Origin of the sequence: Labrys sedimenti (assembly GCF_034424805.1) — a bacterium.
GTDB classification, from domain to species: domain Bacteria; phylum Pseudomonadota; class Alphaproteobacteria; order Rhizobiales; family Labraceae; genus Labrys; species Labrys sedimenti.
The window spans coordinates 93,058-113,818 of record NZ_JAXOUF010000004.1 but is presented as its reverse complement, the minus strand read 5'-3'; the positions used below and the strand labels follow the sequence as shown (position 1 = coordinate 113,818).

At 61.9% G+C, this 20,761-nt stretch carries 17 protein-coding genes; 6 read left to right on the top strand and 11 right to left on the bottom strand.

Features of this window, described 5'->3' with window-relative positions:
• The first annotated feature begins 8 nt into the window (after positions 1 to 8).
• Entirely contained in the window at positions 9 to 908 is a 900-nt protein-coding gene (locus U1R88_RS15575) for a LysR family transcriptional regulator (protein WP_322432043.1), read from the top strand.
• Between the two features lie 85 nt (positions 909 to 993).
• Here the strand turns inward: U1R88_RS15575 and U1R88_RS15570 are convergent, their stop codons facing one another.
• From U1R88_RS15570 to U1R88_RS15550, 5 genes are all read right to left on the bottom strand, one after another.
• Positions 994 to 2,277, bottom strand: a complete 1,284-nt coding sequence (locus U1R88_RS15570; protein ID WP_322432289.1) for an NAD(P)/FAD-dependent oxidoreductase — start codon at positions 2,275 to 2,277, stop codon at positions 994 to 996.
• A gap of 322 nt (positions 2,278 to 2,599) precedes the next feature.
• Positions 2,600 to 4,018, bottom strand: coding sequence for an alpha,alpha-trehalose-phosphate synthase (UDP-forming) (otsA, locus tag U1R88_RS15565; protein ID WP_322432042.1), 1,419 nt, complete (start codon positions 4,016 to 4,018; stop codon positions 2,600 to 2,602).
• Positions 4,019 to 4,050: 32 nt separating this feature from the next.
• The gene (otsB, locus tag U1R88_RS15560; protein WP_322432041.1) at positions 4,051 to 4,842 is read right to left on the bottom strand and encodes a trehalose-phosphatase; all 792 of its coding nucleotides are present in this window, start codon (positions 4,840 to 4,842) and stop codon (positions 4,051 to 4,053) included.
• Positions 4,843 to 4,944: 102 nt separating this feature from the next.
• Positions 4,945 to 5,184: a hypothetical protein gene (locus U1R88_RS15555; protein WP_068292309.1), complete on the bottom strand. Its 240-nt coding sequence runs from the start codon at positions 5,182 to 5,184 to the stop codon at positions 4,945 to 4,947.
• A gap of 473 nt (positions 5,185 to 5,657) precedes the next feature.
• Complete coding sequence (locus tag U1R88_RS15550; RefSeq protein WP_322432040.1) at positions 5,658 to 6,638, bottom strand: helix-turn-helix transcriptional regulator; 981 nt, start codon at positions 6,636 to 6,638, stop codon at positions 5,658 to 5,660.
• A gap of 163 nt (positions 6,639 to 6,801) precedes the next feature.
• Between U1R88_RS15550 and U1R88_RS15545 the strand changes: the two genes are divergently transcribed.
• The 3 genes from U1R88_RS15545 to U1R88_RS15535 all read left to right on the top strand — a co-directional run bounded on the left by U1R88_RS15545 (position 6,802) and on the right by U1R88_RS15535 (position 9,747).
• A complete protein-coding gene (locus U1R88_RS15545; protein WP_322432039.1) occupies positions 6,802 to 7,899 on the top strand; it encodes a class II histone deacetylase in 1,098 nt (365 codons plus the stop codon).
• A 119-nt stretch (positions 7,900 to 8,018) separates the two neighbouring features.
• Positions 8,019 to 8,225 (top strand): hypothetical protein, encoded by a 207-nt coding sequence (locus tag U1R88_RS15540; protein WP_322432038.1) that lies wholly within the window; start codon positions 8,019 to 8,021, stop codon positions 8,223 to 8,225.
• 4 nt (positions 8,226 to 8,229) lie between these two features.
• Entirely contained in the window at positions 8,230 to 9,747 is a 1,518-nt protein-coding gene (locus tag U1R88_RS15535) for a sodium:solute symporter family protein (RefSeq protein WP_322432037.1), read from the top strand.
• Between the two features lie 94 nt (positions 9,748 to 9,841).
• Here U1R88_RS15535 and U1R88_RS15530 read toward each other — a convergent pair whose 3' ends face one another.
• Positions 9,842 to 10,477 (bottom strand): DUF1062 domain-containing protein, encoded by a 636-nt coding sequence (locus tag U1R88_RS15530; protein WP_322432036.1) that lies wholly within the window; start codon positions 10,475 to 10,477, stop codon positions 9,842 to 9,844.
• A 395-nt stretch (positions 10,478 to 10,872) separates the two neighbouring features.
• Positions 10,873 to 12,222, bottom strand: a complete 1,350-nt coding sequence (locus tag U1R88_RS15525) for an MFS transporter (RefSeq protein ID WP_322432035.1) — start codon at positions 12,220 to 12,222, stop codon at positions 10,873 to 10,875.
• A gap of 366 nt (positions 12,223 to 12,588) precedes the next feature.
• Between U1R88_RS15525 and gntR the strand changes: the two genes are divergently transcribed.
• The gene (gntR, locus tag U1R88_RS15520; protein WP_425545437.1) at positions 12,589 to 13,641 is read left to right on the top strand and encodes an HTH-type transcriptional regulator GntR; all 1,053 of its coding nucleotides are present in this window, start codon (positions 12,589 to 12,591) and stop codon (positions 13,639 to 13,641) included.
• Between the two features lie 60 nt (positions 13,642 to 13,701).
• Here gntR and U1R88_RS15515 read toward each other — a convergent pair whose 3' ends face one another.
• Positions 13,702 to 14,979: an L-fuconate dehydratase gene (locus U1R88_RS15515; RefSeq protein WP_322432033.1), complete on the bottom strand. Its 1,278-nt coding sequence runs from the start codon at positions 14,977 to 14,979 to the stop codon at positions 13,702 to 13,704.
• A 60-nt stretch (positions 14,980 to 15,039) separates the two neighbouring features.
• The gene (locus U1R88_RS15510; protein WP_322432032.1) at positions 15,040 to 15,789 is read right to left on the bottom strand and encodes an SDR family oxidoreductase; all 750 of its coding nucleotides are present in this window, start codon (positions 15,787 to 15,789) and stop codon (positions 15,040 to 15,042) included.
• A gap of 102 nt (positions 15,790 to 15,891) precedes the next feature.
• Here U1R88_RS15510 and U1R88_RS15505 point away from each other — a divergent pair, with 102 nt between their 5' ends.
• Positions 15,892 to 16,671 carry an IclR family transcriptional regulator gene (locus U1R88_RS15505; RefSeq protein WP_322432031.1) on the top strand — a complete coding sequence of 260 codons (780 nt, stop codon included), beginning with the start codon at positions 15,892 to 15,894 and terminating at the stop codon, positions 16,669 to 16,671.
• A gap of 1,156 nt (positions 16,672 to 17,827) precedes the next feature.
• On the opposite strand, the gene U1R88_RS15500 is transcribed toward U1R88_RS15505, so the two are convergent.
• Positions 17,828 to 18,883 (bottom strand): extracellular solute-binding protein, encoded by a 1,056-nt coding sequence (locus U1R88_RS15500; protein WP_425545436.1) that lies wholly within the window; start codon positions 18,881 to 18,883, stop codon positions 17,828 to 17,830.
• Between the two features lie 359 nt (positions 18,884 to 19,242).
• On the bottom strand, positions 19,243 to 20,469 hold the full coding sequence (locus tag U1R88_RS15495; RefSeq protein ID WP_322432287.1) for a flavin-dependent oxidoreductase: 1,227 nt from the start codon (positions 20,467 to 20,469) through the stop codon (positions 19,243 to 19,245).
• Positions 20,470 to 20,761 lie beyond the last annotated feature (292 nt).

The following is a 20,761-nucleotide window of genomic DNA, read 5'->3' as shown; positions in this document are numbered from 1 at the left end:
GTGAAGCGATGCAAGGGCCACGCCGTTTCCTGCCCTCGATCTCCCTGCTCTGTGCCTTCGAGGCGGCGGCGCGCACGGGCAGCGTGACAGCCGCAGCCAGGGAACTCAACCTGACGCAAAGCGCCGTCAGCCGGCAGATCAAGCTTCTCGAGGAGCAACTCGAAGTCGAGCTGTTCCACCGCGAAAAACAGACCATCAGCGTTACGCCGGGCGGGGAAGCCTATGCGCGGGAAATCCGAGATGCCCTGCGCAAGATCGGCACCGCCTCGCTGATGCTTCGGGCCAATCCGCTGGGAGGCACGCTCACCCTGGCGATCCTGCCGACCTTCGGCACGCGCTGGCTGGCACCGCGGCTGCCGCAATTCCTGTCGCACAACCCCGGCATCACCATCAATCTGGTGACGCGCCTGTCCTATTTCGATTTCCGCCAGGACCCCGTCGATGCCGCCATCCATTTCGGTGGTTCGGACTGGCCCGGCGGCGAAATGGAGAAGATCCGCTCCGAGACCGTGGTGCCCGCCTGCAGCCCGGCCTTGCGCGACCAGTACGGCTTCCAGTCAGCCGCCGATCTCCGGAATGCCTCGCTGCTGCATCTGACCACCAGACCTGATGCCTGGGAGCGCTGGTTCGCCCTGCATGGCGCGCCGGCCCAATCGGTGCGAGGCATGCTGTTCGACCAGTTCGCCACGGCCGCCCAGGCTGCGATCGCCGGGCTCGGGGTCGCCCTTCTGCCTGAATTCCTCATCCTCGAGGAGCTCGAGACAGGTCGGCTGGTCCGGGCCCTCGACCTGCCGATGGTGAGTGCAGAGGCCTATTACCTGGTCTGGCCCGCCGATCGTGCCATGCATCCGCCCTTGCTGGCCTTCCGGCAATGGCTCCGTACGCAGGTCTCGCCCGAAGGCGAATAGACGATCGTCTTGATGGTCAATGCTAATGCATTAGGTTGAAAATTATTTATAATTTTCTGATTTATATAATTTTTTATTCAAAATCTTAGAGGCGCACGTCGACCATGTGGGCGAGCCGGGCGCCCACTTCATAGCCGGTCTCCTTCAAGGACCGGAAGGCGGCCGGCGTAAGGTCGGTTCTTGCCAGCGGCAGCTCCGCCTCGCTTATCGTGCCGAGGATATGATCCGCCAATGCCCGGCCGAAGACGGTGCCCGGTGCGATGCCACGACCATTATAACCGGAAAAGCCGACGGCCTGCGGTCCGTAGCTGTGGAAGCGGGGCAAGGCATTAGCGGTCATGCCGATCTTGCCGAACCATTCATGTTCGAATTCCACCCGCCCGATGGCCGGGAACAATTTCCGCAGGGCGCGTTTGGCCCAGTTCTTGTGAATGGCAGCGCCGGTTTTGCTCAGCGCGCCCACGCTGCCGAAGACCAGTCGCCCAGACTGATCCATGCGAAAAGACGAGAGCACGGTGCGGGTGTCCCAGACACCCTCGCCACCCGGCAAGATCTGTTTGCGCAGTGCCGGCGCAAGGGGAGCCGTGGCCAGATTGAAATAGGGCAGATGCACTTGCTCGTTGCGCACCTTTTCCCAAGGCCCCTGGCCATAGGCGTCAGTCCCGACCACGATCCAGGCCGCCGTCACCTGGCCCTGCGGGGTGGTCACGACCCAGCGGCCGTTGCAATGCTCGACATCGGTGACGGGGCTTCCAGTATGAATGTGGCCGCCCTGGCGCAGTACCGCATCGGCAAGGCCTCTTGCATAGGCCAAGGGCTGGAGCGTGCCGGCCCTTCTGTCGAGAAGGGCGCCGGCATAGGCCTGCGTGCCGACCCGCGCTGCGGTTTCCCCGGCGTCGAGAAGCTCGACCGGCGCGCCTCGCGCGTGCCATTGGCGGGCGCGTTCTTCGATTTCCTGCAGCCCCTTGCGCCCGACCGCGCAGTGCAGCGTGCCGTTCGTCCTGAGTTCGCAGGCGATATCGTGACGGGCGATCAGGTCCTTGACCACAGCCGGCGCGTCGCCGAGCATCTGCAGAAGGCGTTCGCCATAGACCGGCCCCAGTTCTCCCGGCAGATCCTGCGGCATGACCCACATGCCGGCGTTGATCAGGCCGACATTGCGGCCGGAGCCGCCGAAGCCGATCTCGACGGCTTCCAGCAGGCGCACGCGCGCCCCGGCCTCCGCCAGATGCAGGGCGGCCGAAAGCCCCGTATAGCCACCGCCGATGACGGCGACATCGGCGGTGACCGATCCATGGAGCGGTTCGGTTTGCGGCGCGCCGGGAGCGGTCTTTTCCCACAGGCCATGGGAGCGCAGGTCGTTCAGCACGATAGGGTCTCGCCAAGAGATACGGTTGTTGCGCAGATGCCCGATGCAGGCGCTCTCATTCGCCACAGGCATGAGACCTAGCCCTATCGCTTCCTTCTGCGCCCCGATATCCATGATTGGGCAAGAGGACATTCCGGTTTGGAATGACCAGAGTCGGCAATCCCACGATGCGGCAAGCCATCTGCCCGAGTGCCAAGTCTGCCGGCCGAAGGAGAGGAGGGGACGCCGCCGCCCTCCCGATCCATGAGGTAAAGATAAGATATTAGTTCCAATATCTTATCTAAATTTCTTGGAGTTTTTCAGAGCCTTTTTCAAGGCATGTTCAGGCACTCGCCTTGGTCACGATCGGTGCCGCCTGCATCTCTTTGTCCTGAGTCAGATCCTCGAGGAAAGCGTCGCACCAGTGCGAGACGTCATGCTCGAGCAGGAAGTTCATCATGGTCTGCCAGCGCTCGCGCCGCTCCTGCAGCGACATGCTCAAGGCGCGAGCGATTGCGTTAGCCGTCCCTTCGGTATCGTAGGGATTGACCAATATCGCGCCGTTGAGTTCGCGGGCAGCGCCGGCGAAGCGCGACAGCACGAGCACGCCTGGATTGTCGGGGTCCTGGGCGGCGACGAATTCCTTGGCGACCAGGTTCATGCCATCGCGCAGCGGCGTGACCAGGCCAACCCTGGCGATGCGGTAGAGGCCCGCCAGGATGTGCCGGCCGACCGAACGGTTGACATAGCGGATGGGGACCCAGTCGAGTGTGCCCATGGCGCCGTTCACCCTGCCGGCCTCCTCGGCCACCATCTTCTGCATCGTCTCATATTCAGGCACCTCCGACCGGGACTTCGGGGTGATCTGCAGATAGGTGACCTTGTTGTGATAGCCCGGATAGGCGCGCAGGAAGCGTTCGAAGGCGTCGATGCGCTGGGTCAGCCCCTTGGAATAATCCAGCCTGTCGACGCCGATAATGAGGTCTCGGCTTTCGACGCTCTGGCGCGCCTTGCGCACGGCCGTGTTGCCGATCGCAACCTGCGCCATCTGCGCGAAGGACTTGGTTTCGATGCCGATGCCATGCACGGCGGCCTTGAAATGCAGGCCGTGATATTCGAACTGGCCCGCCCCCAGGTTCCTGGCGATGCCTTCCCGAGCGAGATAGCCCGCGAAATTGTCGAGGTCGTAGTCGGTCTGGAAGCCGATGAGATCGTAGTGAGACAGGCCCCGGATGATCTCCTCATGCATGGGCATGGCGGCGATCACATCCGAGGGAGGCCAGGGAATGTGCAGGAAGAAGCCGATGGTGTTCTTGATGCCCATCTGCCGCAATTCAAAGGCGAGGGGGATCAGGTGATAGTCATGCACCCACAGGATGTCGTCCGGCTGGATCAAGGGCGCCAGGCGATGGGCGAACAAGCGGTTGACGCGAAAATAACCCGCCATTTCCTTGCGACCATATTCGGCGAGGTCGAGGCGGTAGTGGCAAATCGGCCAGAGCACCCGATTGGCGAAGCCGTGATAATATTCCTCGACATCCGTCTCGGTCAGGTCGGTCAGCACATAGGAAATGTTGCCCTGCTGCTGGAACCGGGGAGGAGGGGGCTCGGCACCGGGGCTGGATTTCCCGGACCATCCGAACCAGATGCCACCACGCTCCTGCAAGGCAGCGTTCAGGGCAACCGCCAGGCCGCCGGCAGGGGCGTCTCCGTTGCGTGCGGGGACGGGAACTCGATTGGAAATGACGACAAGTCGACCCATGGGAACTTTCGAATATTGATGATTGAATCGAATTAGGCTGCGGTGCGAGCGATCAGGTCCCGCAGAGCTGCTGGCGATGATATGAACGCGCGAGCACGCGTTTGGGTCCCGGTCGACCCGACACGGATCGACTGACCGCCAAGGCTGTTGACGGTTTCGAACATCGCCTCGTCGGTGAGATCGTCGCCGATCGCCAGGGGAATCCTGCCTTTGAACGGCGCTTCCTGCAGGAAGGCCTCCAGCGCCTTGCCCTTGCTGGCACGCGCGGGGCGCAGTTCGACCACCATCTTGCCGTGCTGCAGCGTCCAGCCGGGAGCGATGGGCGCAAAGCGCGACATCAAGGCCTCGACATCGGGCTTGCGGTCGGCCGCCAAGCGGTAATGCACTCCAACCGCCGCGCCCTTGTCCTCGAACACGACGCCAGGCCACGCGCCGGCCTCGTCGGCGATGTCGCGCTTGAGCTGCTCGAAAGATGAAGGGACGGAGAGGCTGTCCACGGCGCCGGACGCATCGCGCCGTTCGGCACCATGCAGCCCGGCAATGGGAAAAAGATGGGGGGCGAACAATTCGTCGGCGAGCACGATGTTCCGGCCGGTGACCAGCGCCATGGCGCCACCCAGATGCCGTGACAGGGCCGCGAGGTCATCCGGCAGAGTCGGCGGGACGAAGATCGACAGCGGGGTCGCGGCAAGATCGATCAGCGTACCGTCGATATCCAGGAAAATCGCCCATTTATCGGGCTCAGATAGGGCTGACGCAAAGACCGTCTCACCAGCCGAGGGCGAATTGCCAGGGCTGTCCTGACTGTTTCTTTCCTCATACATGGCCCTTTAGGTAGGCGCGGAGTGCGGCCAGGGCAAGGAAAAAAGCCTGGGCGAGACGGAGAAGCGTGGGCAGGCCATGGTCGCCGGCGTGCGAAACCAGGCTCATTTCCGCCGTACGTAGCGCTCCAGCACAACCGCTGGCAGATATCCCTCATGCTGAACCTGGCTCCAGGGCATATGGCGGAAGGACTTGCCCTGAGGCCGAACGAAGCCATCGAACAGGGCGCCGGCGCAATCGGGCCCGGTATTTGGATTGCCGATGGTTACCAAGGCCTTCGGGTCCTGTTCTCGCAGCAGATCGATGAGATCCGCCACAGTCATCGGTTCCGGCAAAACCGGCATTTTTTTCCCCTCTCCAACCCAGAATGTGCAAAGACACTCCAGGCGCCCCCTCGGAGGGTGTATTACAATACCTCCGAATATCGAGATGCAACTGCGCCGATACATGGCGTACCAAAAAGTTCGACGCAACTAGGATATCCTTCAGGCGCCTTGCCTGAAAGGGGAATCGCAACGACAGAATTCTTCCCATCTTCTTGGCAAGAAAGGAGAAAGTGCCGTTTCGTCAGATCGGTGGATGGCGCTGCTGACACTCTTCTCAGAACAGGCCGGCCGCAGTTGCGTAGACAAGCCGGGTTTGATTATACCTCTTGTCCGTCGAATCAGATTTTCGACCATATGGTCCAGACCTGAAAAGGCGCTGGTTCGCGTTAAAGCGGAGTGCTCGACTTGACCGCGCTGCGATCGCTAGCAGGCACGAGTTCCGTCGCGGTATCTACCACTTCACCGGCAAGAATAGCCGAATATGCCTGCGCTCAGCGCAGCACCGCGCTGGCAAGCTGCGCGCGCGAGCGGACGCCGAGCTTGTCATAGATGGCCTGGGTCTGGTTGCGGATGGTGGCAGGTGCGCTGCCCAGCATCTGTGCCGCCTGCTTGTGGGTTGCTCCGCCGGCGAGCAGATGCGCCACTTCGCGTTCGCGCGGAGAGAGGCGATCGAGCCTCGACAGCAACGAAAACTCCAGCCTTAGGAGATTGGACTGCCGGCCCGCTTCACGATCCTTGCGGCAGTTCACCGCCACCCCCTCGTGCTCGAACAGATGGATGCCGGGGTGCAGCGCGACCTGGCGGAGCGGCCGGGGCAGGCGATCGCCGCTCCAGCCGGGCCAGATGGTCCTGAGGAAGCCTTGGGCTTGATCCAGGCCGAGATGGGCGAAGCCGGCCTCGTCGACCACAAGCGTCGCGCGCTCGCCTGGTCCAGATGCGATGCGCCGTTCGAAATTGGCCTGCAGCGCCAGGAACAGGTGGTCGACCGCGCATTGCAGGAACTGCAGGTCTTCTCCGTCCCAATGCGGATCGAGGCAGCGGGTGCGGTAGACCGAGACGAAGAAGGTAGTGGCAGCCCCCGGCCGATTATGCATGGCGGAGGCCCATTTGCGGATGCCGTAGCGTTCCGACAACTCGGCCATCTCGTCGGTCTGCCGAGGCTGCCCGCGGTCGTAGATGCAGACCCTGCCGCGATCCCGGCGCAAGGCGGTGGCAACGAGGTCCTGGCTGGCCATGGTCGACCAGAACGGGGCAAAGCCCTCGGGAAGGCCAAGCGTGGAGGAGGCCGGCACGGTGGTACGATCGTTGAGGAAACGAGCCCAGCCATACCAGGCGCAATCGAAACCGAGCAGGGGGCGCAAAAGCTCGAGGGCATGGGCCGCCAGATCGAGATCGGCATCCTTGTCGGCGCGACGGCCGGCCTGGTGAAGGTCGACCACGAATTGCGAGAACATGGACAGTTTGGAGGTCACATGCACCGGCCCCGGATGGAGGATTATGTATTTTCGATGATAGTAGCCGTGGACGAAGCTCGTCACAAGGTTGCTCCCCCGCGCCCATAGTGCATCTGCACCATTCCCGCCGTGTCTGCGTGCGCTAGCCTGCCTGAAAACATGCAGACGAGGGAGAATTGTGATGACCACGGGATGGGTGTGGCATGAGCGTTTCGGCTGGCACGACACCGGCACGGCGGGCGGATTCCTGAAAGGGGAATTCATCCAGCCCCTGCAGCATGTGGAGTCACCGGAATCCAAGGCCCGCTTTGCCTCGCTGGTCGAGGTCTCCGGCATCGCCAAGGCGCTGAAGCGCATCGAGATCACCAAGGCCAGCGACGAGGACATCCTGCGCATCCACACGAGCGAGCATCTCGACAAGATGAAGGCGCTCAGTGCCGACATCCGTGGCGGCGACATGGGCGACGGCGTCTCGCCCTTCGGTTTTGCCGGCGTGGACCTGGCCTGCCTTGCAGCCGGCGGCACCATCAGCGCATTGCGGGCCGTGGTTGAGGGCGAGGTCGTCAATGCCTATGCGCTGGTGCGTCCGCCCGGCCATCATGCCCGCCCGGAGAAGGGCATGGGCTTTTGCATGTTCGCCAATGTCGCCGTGGCGATCGCCCATGCGCGGGCCAGGCTCGGCATCGAACGCGTGGCGGTGGTCGACTGGGACGTGCATCACGGCAACGGCACCGAAGCCTGTTTCGAGGCCGATCCCGACATTCTCACCATCTCGCTGCACCAGGACGGCAATTTCCCGCCTGATACCGGCAAGGTCGGTGATCGCGGCGTCGGTGCCGGCAAGGGCTCGGCCATCAACATTCCTCTGCCCGCCGGCTCGGGTGAGGGGGCCTATCTCGATGCCTTCGACCGGGTGGTGCTGCCGGCGGTCGCCCGTTTCAAGCCCGATGTCATCATGGTGGCGAGCGGTTTCGATTCATCCAATGCCGATCCGCTCGGCCGCATGATGCTGGTCTCGGGCTCCTATCGCCTGATGACTCGTCGTCTGATGGATCTGGCGGCTTCGATCTGCGGTGGCCGGTTGGTGATCAGCCATGAGGGCGGCTATTCGCCCTTCTACGTGCCTTTCTGCGGCCTGGCCGTGGTTGAGACACTCAGCGGTGTGCAGACGGGCGTCGAGGATCCTTATCAGGCATTCTGGAAGGACCTGCCCGGACAGGAACTGCAGCCGCACCAGAAAGCCTTGGTCGACGCAGTGGTCGGGGCCTGCGGCCTGTAGCCCCTGTGGCACGGATCTCACGAACAAAAAGAATGGCGCGTGACGGGGCTCTGTACAGGGGCACGGCGACGCGCCACCCACCCCCACCCAGCAGGAGAATGTCGAGATGGGAGGACGAAATGGAGAGGCAAGCGACTGACTCTGGCCGGATCCGCCGCCTTTTGCTGTGGCTCAACCTGATCATCATGCTGTTTCCGCCGATCCATCTGGCGATGGCGCGCGGCAGTTTCGGCATGGCGATGTTCTTCTTCATGGGCAGCGGCCTGTTCCTGGTCGTCAGCCTGACCTATCTGCACCGTGCGAGCCCGGACCGGGAAGAGGAGTAGGACCATGGACTTCCTGATCGGCTACGGGCTGCTGGCCCTGTTCTTCATCGGTGTCGTCGTGGTGCTGGAACGCACCCGCCAGCAGGGCCGGGACTTCACCGACTATGCGGTGGCCGGCCGTTCCTTCGGTTCCTGGTTCCAGACCATGGCCTTCCTCAATACCTGGCTGCCAGGAACGATCTTCATCGCCTTCGCCGGGCTCTCCGCTTCGGCCGGGGTGATCGGCTATTATGTGATTTCCTATTCGCTGCTGGCCGTATTGTTCATGTTCCTGATGGCGCAGCGCGTGTTCGACTGGGGCAAGGCCTTCAACCTGCGCACCCAGGCCGATTTCGTCGGCATGCGCTACAATTCCACCAGTGTGCGCGTGATTGCCGCCGTGATCGGCGTGATCTCGGCCTTTCCCTGGCTGGTGCTCGCCTTCCAGTCGCTTGGCCTCGTCTTCTCCTATCTGTCCTTCGGTGCCGTTGCGCCGACGACGGCGGTCTTCGTCGGCATCGCGGTACTGGCCGTCCGGCAGATCTGGACGGTGCGGCTGGGCATGCGCGGCATCGTGATCTCGGACATGATCCAGGGCATCTTCGCCTATGGCGTCGGCGGGCTGGTGGCGCTCGGCCTGATCGTCTGGCTGATGTCGCAGGGCCTGGGCTTTGCCGGCCTGCCGGAGAGCTTTGCCAGCCTGCCGGGCCTGAACAGCGAGCTTGGCCCGCTCTATTATTTCTCGCTGGTGTTCACCGGAGCGATGGGCTCGTGGTGCTGGCCCGATATCTTCGTGCGCCTGTTCACTGCCAGGAGCGCCCAGGCGGTGCGCAACTCCGCCCTGAAGGCGGCGCCGTTCATGTTCGTGTTCCTCGCCATCATGCTGACCATGAGCATGCTGGCCTCACAGCTGCCGGAGGTGGCGAAGGCTCCGGACAATGTCTGGTTCCTGACAGCCGGGCATGGCGGGCCGTTCGTGCTGGCGCTGGCGGGTGTGGCCGTGTTCGCCGCCACGGTCGGCAATGTGAATGCCATCACGGCGGCCGTCGGCACCCATACCGCACAGGATATCATCCATGTCGGCGGTGCCGACGAGGCGACCAACACCCGCACCGCGCGCATCACGATCATCCTCGCGACCCTGTTGGCGGTGGCCGGGGCGGTGGCGACCGCCAATGTCACGGCCGGCCTGCTTACCCTGGCGCTCGCCTCCTATCAGGGCATCGTTCAGCTGGCGCCGGCGCTCTATCTCGGCATCTTCTGGCGACGGGGCAATGCGGCGGGTGCCGCCTGCGGCATGATCGCCGGCTTCGCGGTGGCCGTGGTGCTGCAGTTCCTCTATCCCGTCGCCATTCCAGCCTTGGCGGGCATGACTTCGGGCGTAGTTGGCCTGATCGTCAACACACTGGTCTATGTCGCGCTGTCCTATGCCTTGCCGCAGGACGAGGCCGAGCGCCGGCGCATTGCCCGGCTGTTCGACGGCGTGGCAGAAGATTTGGCTGATGAACTGCCCGTCGGGCAGACCCAGGCGCGGCCCATCTGATCCAACTGCGGTACCCCGCGCCATCTCTTCCTGGCGCGGGACCTTATCGCGGCGCCCGTTCAAGGCTCCCGGCAGGCGGTGAGCAGGGGATCCTTCAGGGCCCTGATCCACCTGCGGCGGCGTTGCCGATCATGGCACGGTTCGTCTCCCCTCCAAGATCGAGCCTGACGCAGGTCCCGTCCGTCACCCGCCTGCGCAACGCCTCGGGATGGCTGTGGTCCAGACGAAGTCGGCCTTGGCGGTGGTTCGATTGCAGCCGTGTTCGTGACAGATTGAGTTCACGTGCCAACAGTCGATCGAGGCGGATCCCGACCGGGAGATCGACGACGAGTTCCACAAGCAGGATCGACCAGTCATCGGCCCGCTCGAGCACCTGCCTGTCGATGTCGATCTCGGTCGATTCCTCGACATGGAAGGCATGCGATCGCAAGGCTGCGAGATCGAAGGCCTGGCGACGGATCCAGGCCGGTTCGTTTGCCTGCAAGGCGGCGAGAACGTCCGGTGGGATGTCCAGTACCGGCCGACGCTCGAACAGCGGTCGGTTCCAGGTCTTGTCGCAAACCGTACATTTATAGATGAGCCAGGCATCGAGCCGGCGGCCATTGGCGTTGAGCCTTGCCTTGCCGCTGCTACGGAACGGGCGGGCGATGCCGCATCCGGCGCAGACCAGCCAGGGTCGCGGAGGGGTTTGGGGCGTGATGGTCCAGCGGACCTTGAGAAGATTGCACATACCGTCTCGGTCTTCCGTGAGGAAGCTCACCGAGATGGCGATCGGAGCGGCCCGTGAACGGGCGCGGCATGGCAATGTCTGCTGGGAAAGGAGTTGGGGCAGCGGTCAGTGCACAGGGCACATTCGGACAAGCCAGACCGGTCTCGGACCACCACCCAGTGAGCATGATCATCCGCCGGGCTGCCGGCTGGCTACCCAAGTGGATGGGATGGAAAGGAAGAGACCGGTATTTACTTAGGCAAAATCGAACCTCGGCGCCCCAACGCTTGTCGATGACGTGCGTAGTCGACCGGAAGCTTTCTGGCAATCTGGCAGTGAAAGGGCAAAGAGAAACCGCCGCACCATCCGAAGATGTGCGGCGGCTGCCCGACGTCAATTGCCGGCAAGTCCGCCGGTCAGCGCTCCGTGCCAGCGGGCAGGGGGAGCGGCTCGGCCTTGCCGACGATGAAGGCATAGGAGAAAGCGCCCAGCACAGCAAAGCCGGCGGCCAGGGCAAAAGCCGGCGTGTAGTCACCGTGGAACATGTCGAGCAGGAAGCCGAACATGAAGGGGCTGATGATGCCGGCAATGTTGGAGGCGAAGTTCTGGATGCCGCCGATCGAGGCGACATGGCGCGAACTGGGCGCCACGTCGGCGGGTAGCGACCAGATTCCCGTCGCCGCAATCGCCAGGCTGGAATACGAGATCGCCAGGAAGAACAGCGCCAGATAGATGGAAGAAGCGAAGGCGGCGGGCAGGATGGCAGCCCCGCCCAGCAGGCCGCCGACCATCACGACTTTGCGCACCTTGGTGACGTTGGCTCCACGACGGATCAGGCTATCGGCATAGGCGCCGGCAATCCAGGCGGTCACCACCGCGGCAAGGCCGGGCAACATGCCGAGAGTGCCAAGCTCCTTCAGATTGAGGCCGCGGGCATTCTTCAGATAGTCGGGAAACCAGGTCAGGAAGAAGTAGATCACGAAGTTGAGGCAGAAAAAGCCCAGCATCATGCCCCAGACCGTGCGGTAGCCGAACAGCTGCGACCAACGGATCTTGGTGGCCTCGCTGTCATCATTGGCTTCGGTGCGCCCGCCATTCTCGGCGATATATTGGCGCTCCAGGTCGTTGGCACCGCTATGGTCGACCGGATCGCGATAGTACCAGTACCAGACGAGCGCCCAGACGATGCCCAACGCGCCAAGGATCACGAAGGAATAATGCCAGGTAGCCACCAGGAGGAGGCTTGTGACGATGGGCAGCGAAAGCACGGTACCGACCCGAGAACCTGAATCGATCACGGCGGTGGACAAGGCGCGCTCGCCCACGGGGAACCAGCGCGAGGCTGCCTTGGTGGCTGCCGGATAGGCCGGCGCCTCGCCGGCACCCAGCATGAAGCGGAAGCCGAAGAACCCCCAGAAGCCGCGGGCGAGGGGAGTGAGCGCCGTGAAGATCGACCACCAGATTGCCGCGATGGTGAAGGCCCGGCGCGAGCCCACCTTGTCGGTGAACCAGCCGGCGATCAGCATCATGCCGTCATAGGCCCAGAAGAAGGCGCCGAGGATGAGGCCCTTCTCGGTGTTGGTGAGATTGAGGCCAAGATCGGCATCGATATAGGGCAGCGCCACGCTCATATTCGCGCGGTCGAGATAGTTGATGACCAGGCCGGCGAAACACAGGGCCAGGATGATATAGCGGGTCCGAGAGGCACCAGGAGGTGCCTTCTGGCTACCGGCCCGGGCAGGCGAGCTGGCGGGTGTCGTATGCATGATCGGGGTCCTCCTCCCGTGAGCGTTTGTTGGTGGCGTTCGTCACGACCTTTCTGAGTGGCCGCAATTCATTCCGAGGGCGGTTCGCATAGACAGCGAGCCGGACCCAAGTCCTGGAGACGAAATCAAGCACGATCCACCGGCCTCCCTGGAGAAGGCGGGGATGTCTAGGCGAGTATTGAAAGATGATCACGCTTCACGGAGCACACAAACCGCCGACCGGCACCGACGAGGCCCGTGACCAGCGCATATGCCGGCTTTGCCACATTTTCCTCCCGTCCCAACTTTGGTCGAAACCTTTAATGATTGCGCAATCATTTTGCAAGTTCTATCTTTATGATGGGAAACGCCATCAGGGCCCTCAATATGAAAAAACCTAAGAAACGTCTAGGCAAGAAACGCATAACATTGGTCGAGATTGCCGAGGTCGCGGGAGTTAGCGCTATCACGGTGTCGCGTGCTCTCCGCAATCCGCAATCCGTTTCTCATGAGCTCAGGCAACGCATCCAGCAAATCGTCGACGATATCGGATATGTGCCCGATCCCGCGGCAAGCGCGCTTGCCTCGGCCCGGACAAACGTCATAGGCGTGCTCATTCCTTCGGTGACCAACAATGTGTTCGCGGACGTGATGCGTGGGATCTATGCCGAGGCAGAGACCACCACCTTTCGAGTGCAGCTGGGCAATACGCGCTATTCCCTGATCGAGGAGGAGAGGTTGCTGCGCGTCTTCCTCAGTCAGCGTCCGGCGGGCCTGGTCGTGGCAGGCATCGATCAATCGGAAGCAGCCCGTACCCAGCTCCTGCAGGCCGACTGCCCGATCGTCCAGATCATGGAGGTCGGCCATGATCCCCTTGATATGATGGTCGGCTTTTCGCATCATCGCGCCGCATTCGCTGCCACGAGGCATCTGGTCGAGCGCGGCTATCGGCGGATCGCTTTTCTGGGCGCGCGTATGGACCCGCGCACGCAGAGGCGCCTCCAGGGCTTTGTCCAGGCGCTGGACGAGGCCGATATGTTCGATGAAAAGCTCATCGTCACGACGCCCCGGGCCTCCACCGTGTCGCTGGGCTGCGAGTTGATGTCCGAATTGCTGGCGCGCGCGCCCGACGCCGACGCCGTGTTCTGCAACAATGACGACCTTGCGGTCGGCGTTCTCTTCGAGGCCCAGCGCCGCCGCCTTGCTGTCCCTCAGCAATTCGGCATTTGCGGCTTCAACGACCTGGAAATCATGGCGGTGGCCAATCCCGGCCTCACCAGTGTCAGGACCCATCGTGAAGAGATGGGCAGAAAGGCCATGAGAATGCTGATTGACAGGATCGGTGGAAAGCATGTCGAACCGCGGCTGATCGATCTGGGTTATGAACTGGTCGCGCGCGAGAGCACGGCGCGCAACAGGGGCGTGCCAACTCCTGCCTGAGGGCTTGATCGGCGGCTGAGCTCTTGGCCAAATAGGCTCGTGGAGCCAGCCGCTACTGCGTCAGCCGGCAAAGCGATAGTGCTGCAGGGATGCCGGTTTCATCTCGATCGAAAAGCCCGCGGCGAGGGGGGGCATATAGGCGGCGTTGCGGACGACGCAAGGCGCCTTGAAATGCTCATGCAGATGGTCGACATATTCGATCACCCGGCCTTCGCGCGTGCCCGACACGCAGACGAAATCGATCATCGACAGGTGCTGGACATATTCGCACAGGCCGACGCCGCCGGCGTGCGGGCAAACGGGGAGATCGTACTTGGCGGCCATCAGCAGGATCGCCAGGATCTCGTTGACCCCGCCCAGGCGGCAGGCGTCGATCTGTACCACGTCGATGGCGCCGCGCATGATGAACTGCTTGAACAAAATGCGATTCTGGCACATCTCGCCGGTGGCGACCTTGACGGGTGCTACGCCCTTCCGGATCTTGCGGTGGCCCTCGACGTCATCAGGGCTGGTCGGTTCCTCGATGAACCAGGGCCTGGCGAAGGCGAGCTGCCGCACGCTGTCTATTGCCTGGTCGACTTCCCAGACCTGGTTGGCGTCGATCATCAGCTGGCGATCGGGACCAATCACCTCGCGGGCGATGCGCAGGCGGCTGATGTCATGCTCGATGTCACGGCCGACCTTGAGCTTGACGTGATTGAAGCCGGCATCGACGGCTTCCTGGCACAGCCGCCGCAGCTTGTCGTCGTCATAGCCAAGCCAGCCGGCCGAGGTGGTGTAGCAGGGGTAGCCTTCGCGCTCGAGGACGGCGATGCGCTCGGCCTTCCCGGCTTCCTTGTCGCGCAGCAAGGCGAGAGCCTCGTCCGGGGTGATGCAGTCGGTCAGGTAGCGAAAATCGATGGCGCGCACGAATTCCTCGGGCGACATGTCGGCGACCAGGCGCCAGACCGGCTTGCCGGCCATCTTGGCAATCAGATCCCAGACCGCATTGACCACCGCGCCCGTGGCCAGGTGAATGGCGCCCTTGTCCGGTCCGATCCAGCGCAGCTGGCTGTCCGAGGTGACATGCCGCCAGAAGGCGCCGAGATCCGCGCGGACGCCTTCCAGGGACAACCCGACGACCAGATGGCGCATGGCGTTGATCGCGGCGCAGCAGATCTCATTGCCGCGGCCGATGGTGAAGGTCAGCCCGTGCCCTTCGAGGCCTGGCCGGTCGGTCTTCAGGATGACATAGGCAGCCGAATAATCGGGATCGGGATTCATCGCATCCGACCCGTCGAGCTGCTGGGAGGTCGGGAAGCGCAGGTCGATCACTTCGATGTCGACGATCTCGGTCATTGCGTGTCCTCCGGTCGGATGATGGTCGCTACTGCAGGTCTCGACTGTCGTCGATTTCGCTCAGATCGTCACGCCGCCATCCACCAGCACGGCCTGGCCGGTGACGAAGCGGGATTCATCCGAGAGCAGGAAGACCACCATCGGCGCGATGTCGTCGACATTGGCGAGCCGGCCCATCGGCTGACGGGCGATGAAGTCTTTCTCGGCCTGGATCGGATCGGCAGAGGCTGCGATCCGTCCGCGTAGCGAAGGCGTGTCGACCGTACCGGGGCAGATGGCATTGCAGCGCAGACCTTGCCGGACATGGTCGGCGGCGAGGGCCTTGGTCAGGCCGATGACGGCGGCCTTGGAGGCGCCATAGGCCAGCCGATTTGGGAAGCCCTTCACCGAGGAGGCCATCGAGGCCATGTTGAGAATGGCACTCGACCCCGTCTCGCCCGCGCCGTGCAGAAGGCCCGGCAGCAGAGCCTTGATCAGGCGGAACATGCTCTTGACGTTGAGATCGAAGCTGAAGTCCCAATCCTCGTCGCCGCATTCGGAGATGCTGCCATTGTGGACGAAGCCGGCGCAGTTGAAGAGGCCTTCGAGACTGGGCACGGACCGGCCCAATTCGGCGATCGCGGCGGGATCGAGCACGTCGAGCGAGCGCGTTTCGATACGGCCATCCGCCGCAGCGAGGGCTGCGAGCGCCTGCTCGTTGAGATCTGTTGCGATGACACGGGCTCCCTCGGCGGCGCAGGCGAGAGCCGAAGCGCGACCGATGCCTTGCCCGGCAGCCGTGATCAGGATGCGTTTGCCGTCCAGACGCATGAGGCGATCTCCCATTGAATTCATGTCGCTGCGTGCAGCCTGTTGTTGACGGACCAAATATGAACAATATATTCATATGTCAATAAAAGAGAGGGAAGCGCTTTGCCAAGACCGCCGAGAGAGCAGGAGGAGGGCGCAAGCCGGGAGGCTCTCTACCGGGCACCGGCGCTGGATAAGGGTCTGGACATCCTGGAGCTGCTGGCCAGCCGCCCCGACGCATTGACGCGAGCGGAAATCGTCAAAGAGCTCGGCCGCGGCGCCAGCGAGATCTACCGCATGCTCGAACGACTGGTGGCGCGCGGCTATGTTTATCGCTCGGCCGAAGGCGACCGCTTCGCCCTGAGTATGAAGCTATTCGTGCTCGCACAACATCATCCGCCCATACGCCGGCTGACCTCGCGGGCCTTGCCCCTGATGGATCGGTTCGCCGAGGAATCCGGCCAGTCCTGTCATCTCGTCATGCGGGAACGTGACGAAGCCGTGGTGGTGGCCCACGCGGCAGCGTCCTCGGACTGGGTCTTCACCGTGCGCGTGGGCACGCCGATCGATCTGTTGACCACCGGTTCGGGCCAGCTTCTGCTGGCTTTTCAGGATCCGCTGGCCAGGGCGGAATTGCTGGTCCGGTGGAAAGGGAGCGAGAAGGCGGCAATATATGCACAGCTCGAGGCGCAGCTTTCTGCCTATCGCAAAGCTGCGTGCCGCATCGCCGAAAGCCAGCAGATCTTCGGCGTCAATGATATCAGCGTGCCCATCCTCTCGGCCGAAAGACACGCCCTGGCGGTGCTCACTTGTCCGCATATCCGCCGAACGACCTCGGAGCAACTCGATGTCGAGCGCACACTCGTTCTGCTTCAACGGATGGCTGAAGCCCTGAGCTTATAGTGGAATTTTAAAAAAATTATGTAATACATTGTAAAATATCATATTTATTAAAGTCCGCATGCTAGGTGCGGGTCGATATTCCGAGCAAGGTATCCATTCGCTGATGCTTTATGGCGAGCCTGGCTCACTTGGCACGCTCCCTGCAGCCGATGCGGCCGAAAGAGCGTGTGGACGCCGGCAAATCGTTGAGGCTTCAATCTGGAACCGGCCCGGTTTGCAGGATCCGGGGCCCGTTGCCGGTCAGCGAGGTCGCGCAATGGGTCGACACATAGTCTCGCGAACCGCCGATACCGCGTCCAACGCCTGGCGTGAATCGATCCCGGCCGATTTGATCTGACATTGATCATCTGGCGATCATCCGGCCTGGATCGGGCAACGAGACGCTTGCAGGAAGGGAGAAAAGCCCGGTTTATCAGGCCCTTGGGCCGGTTGGGGGGATGGGTTTATGTTCCATAAGATATGTTATGCGAATAAAGTCCAGACGGTCGCCATGGAAGGGTCGTGCCCCTCCTCATTGGACGGGTTCCCTTTTCAGAGGCGCGGCCTTGGCACGTAACAGCTTGCGAAGCGATCACCGTCGAGGCGATACAGGTCTAGGATTTGCCCGCGTCCTTGCCAAACACGAACTCACCCGTGGTGCCATCGCTCAAGGTGAAGGAGCCAGACCCGCTCATTAGACTTGGCCCCTTGTGAACGGCGGCGTAGCCTTTGCGGCCATCGCTGCAAAGAACCGGAACATAGATCCGTTCCCTGACGCCCGACAGAGCATATGTACCCGAGCACGAAAACCTGCCATTGCTCACCGAGTAGGAGCCTTGGGTTTGCTCTATACGGACAGATCCATGCAAAATTCCACCGAGTCCCTTGCTTATGACGGCAACAGGCAAACTTTTTACCGTTCCTGGGGAAGTTCGGATCGGAGTTGCACAGCCCCCAAGATTCGTCGCAACAAGAATCGTGGTAATAAGAAGATACGCAACGGCAGGATGAAGGCGCATGAGACCCCTCGAGCAAGAGCGAGGGTGAATTAGTACGATGACTGATATCGCAGGGGCAACTGGCTCCTATCGCATTTTGATCTGTGCCGCGCCTGAGAAGTAATGGACGCAGTTTCGAGAACGGGCGGCGCCGATGTCGCCGCCCTCGCCTGGACGGCTTATTTGCGTAGTTCGGTCCAGATCTTCTTGTAAAGCGCGTCGACCTCCGGCGGGCACATCAAAGCCACGGTGCCGTGCGCCTTGGCTTCCGCGGGAACGACGATCTCCGGAGCGTCCCTCATTTCGGCCGGCATGAATTTTTCCGAACCCGCGATGCCGTTCGCATAATGGTGGAAGACCGAGTTCAACGCGGCGTTTTCGGGATCCATGATGAAATTCTGGAACAATTTGGCGTTGTCGACATTCTTGGCCTCCTTCAGCACCGCTACATTGTCGGACCAGTAGGTAAAGCCTTCCTTGGGATAGCCGTAATGGATCTGGGGATGCGCGAGGCGCGTGCGCAGGGCCGCGCCATTCCAGGTCAGCGAGGCCTTGAAGTCGCCTGCCCCCATCTTTTCGATGGCATTGTATTCCATGGCGATCCAGTTCGGCTTGGCAGCCGTCAGAAGGTCACGGGCTTTCTTCAATACCTGCTTGTCGCCGGTGCATTGCTCGCCGCCGACATAGCGGATGGCGGCCGTAATGACGTCCTTCATTTCCGGAACGACGTTGACCTTGCCCTTCAGCTCGTCCGGCGTCTTGAAGATGATATCCCAGGTGTTGATATCGCCCTTGTAGGTGTCGGTGTTGACCACGACGCCGATCGTGCCCCAGGCCCAGGGCACGGAATATTTGCGGCCGGGGTCGAAATCGGGATTGGCCCATTCCGGCGTGACGTTCTTGAAATTCTCCATCTGGCCAGGATTGGTTTCCAGCAGCAGTCCCTCCTTGATCCAGATCGGCAGATATGTCTGCGAGGGCACGACGATGTCGAAGCCGGAGCCGCCCTGGCGAGCCTTGGCCAGAGCCGTATCGTTGGAGTCATAGTCGGTGATGGTGACCTTAACCTTGTATTGCTCCTCAAACTTCTTGATGAGCTTGGGGTTGGTGTAGTTTCCCCAATTATAGATGTTGAGCTCGCCTTCAGCGTGAGCAACACCGGTGATGGCAAGAAGCACCAGCACCGATTTCGGAATGGACCATTTCAAATACACGGGGGATTCCCTCCAACACATTGCTCGACCTATCTGCCGCGAGGGCCCCGAACAGTCCAGAGGCCCAGCGCATGACTGTGAAGATATAGTCTGACCTGTTTGACGCAGGCCTCGCGTGCGGCCGGATTGGTTTGGGTCAATCCAGAGTGGCGAAGATGGATCGGCTACGAACTCGACGGTCTATTGGAGCCACAAATCCGGGAGCGCCGTGTCGCGTTTGCCCCAACGCGCCGCGAGCTCAAATGCCTCAGCAACCGATGCCGCGGCCAGCCTGTCACCTTCGTATCCAGTAATTCATTATATGAAACAAATTGTTGAATTAATTAATTAAACTTATATCTGACATTTAAAGTCGAGGAAATTGGGGGAGCGGATTGCCTCTAGCGCCCAAATCTTGCCAAGGACGCATAGCCGCGTACGACGCGCTCACGCTCCTCATGGGTTGCGACGGCTTCGATGTCGTCAAAGCCGTCGGGTGCCCTGGCTTCCACCATATCGATCACGCCTTCCGGGCCGCCCTTGCGGTTCGCCAGGACGATCTTGGCGGTAACGGGCCGCCGTTCCGCATCATAGGCCGCCAAAGCCGCCTCGATTGTATCCGCGGCACGGAGATGTTGCGACAAGGAGCAGGCATCGAGGATGGCCTGGCTCGCACCATTCGAGCCCACCGGATACATCGGATGGGCAGCGTCTCCGAGCAAAGTCACACGCCCGAACGACCAGCGTGGCAGCGGATCTCGATCACAATTGGGGTATTCGTAGAATGCGTCCGTACCCTGGATGATCGCGGCCGGATCGACATAATCGAGCTGGAAACGGTCGCGGACGAATGACAGGACCTCGTCGAGCAAGCCCGGCCTGCTCCAGTTCCCCAGGGAGAAGTCCTGCGTCCGGTCATGCCCCGCTCGGGCCATCACTGCCCAGTTGGTCAAGAGCGTTCCTGAATTTTGATCATCTTTTTCAATGGGATAGAACACGAACTTGGCAAAGTTTCCCCCGGCAATCGCCATGGTGCGGCCGTCCTGCCATTTCGGCCAGGGGGTGGCCCCGCGCCAGAGCATGATGCCGCTCCAGATCGGCTGGCCCTCTCCGGGGTGGAGTGCGGCGCGCACCGCCGAATGGATACCATCGGCACCTACGAGCAAGTCGCCGATCGCGCGTGCCTGCCTGCCGGCACTATCCGATAGATGGGCCGTGACGGTATCGTCGTTCTGCTCGAATCCGTTCACGCGATATCCTGTGCGGATCACGCCCTTACCCATCCGCTCGATCACGGCTCGATGGATCAGGCTCAGCAGCTTGCCTCTGTGAATGCTGAACTGAGGCGCCGGAAGGCCTGCATCGATGCCGCGCAACTCGCGCCAGACGACCTGCCCGAACCGGTTAGCGTAGATCAATTCGCGCGTCCGGATACCGGCAACATCGAGTTCGTCGATCAATCCCAGTTCCGTCAACAATTCAACGGCGTGGGGCAACATGTTGATGCCCACACCCAGTTCACGAACCTCCTTCGAAGCCTCGAAAATTTCTACGTCGATCCCGACCCGATGAAGGAACAATGCCGTGGTCAGCCCGCCGATGCCTGCTCCCGCAATCAGTGCCTTCATCATTCTTCTCCGTGTTGAGAATATCCATATGACAGCGGAAAACCTACCGTCTCAAGATCCAAGGTCATCAGTGGTTATCCGAGCCAGCCCGGCTTGCTCCCGCAGCAACGATCCTGGGCACAAATCTTCCCATTCTCCGCCTGTGCTTTTCTCGAAGACGAAGCGGCGCGCGCTTTGCCGACATCTGGTGAGAGCTATTCTCACTCGTTTTGTGACAGAATGAATGATTCTCTTCCGTCGACGCAGGGGTAGCCAAGGGGAGTTGGCGGGCTTCCGGCCCCTACCCTGTTTC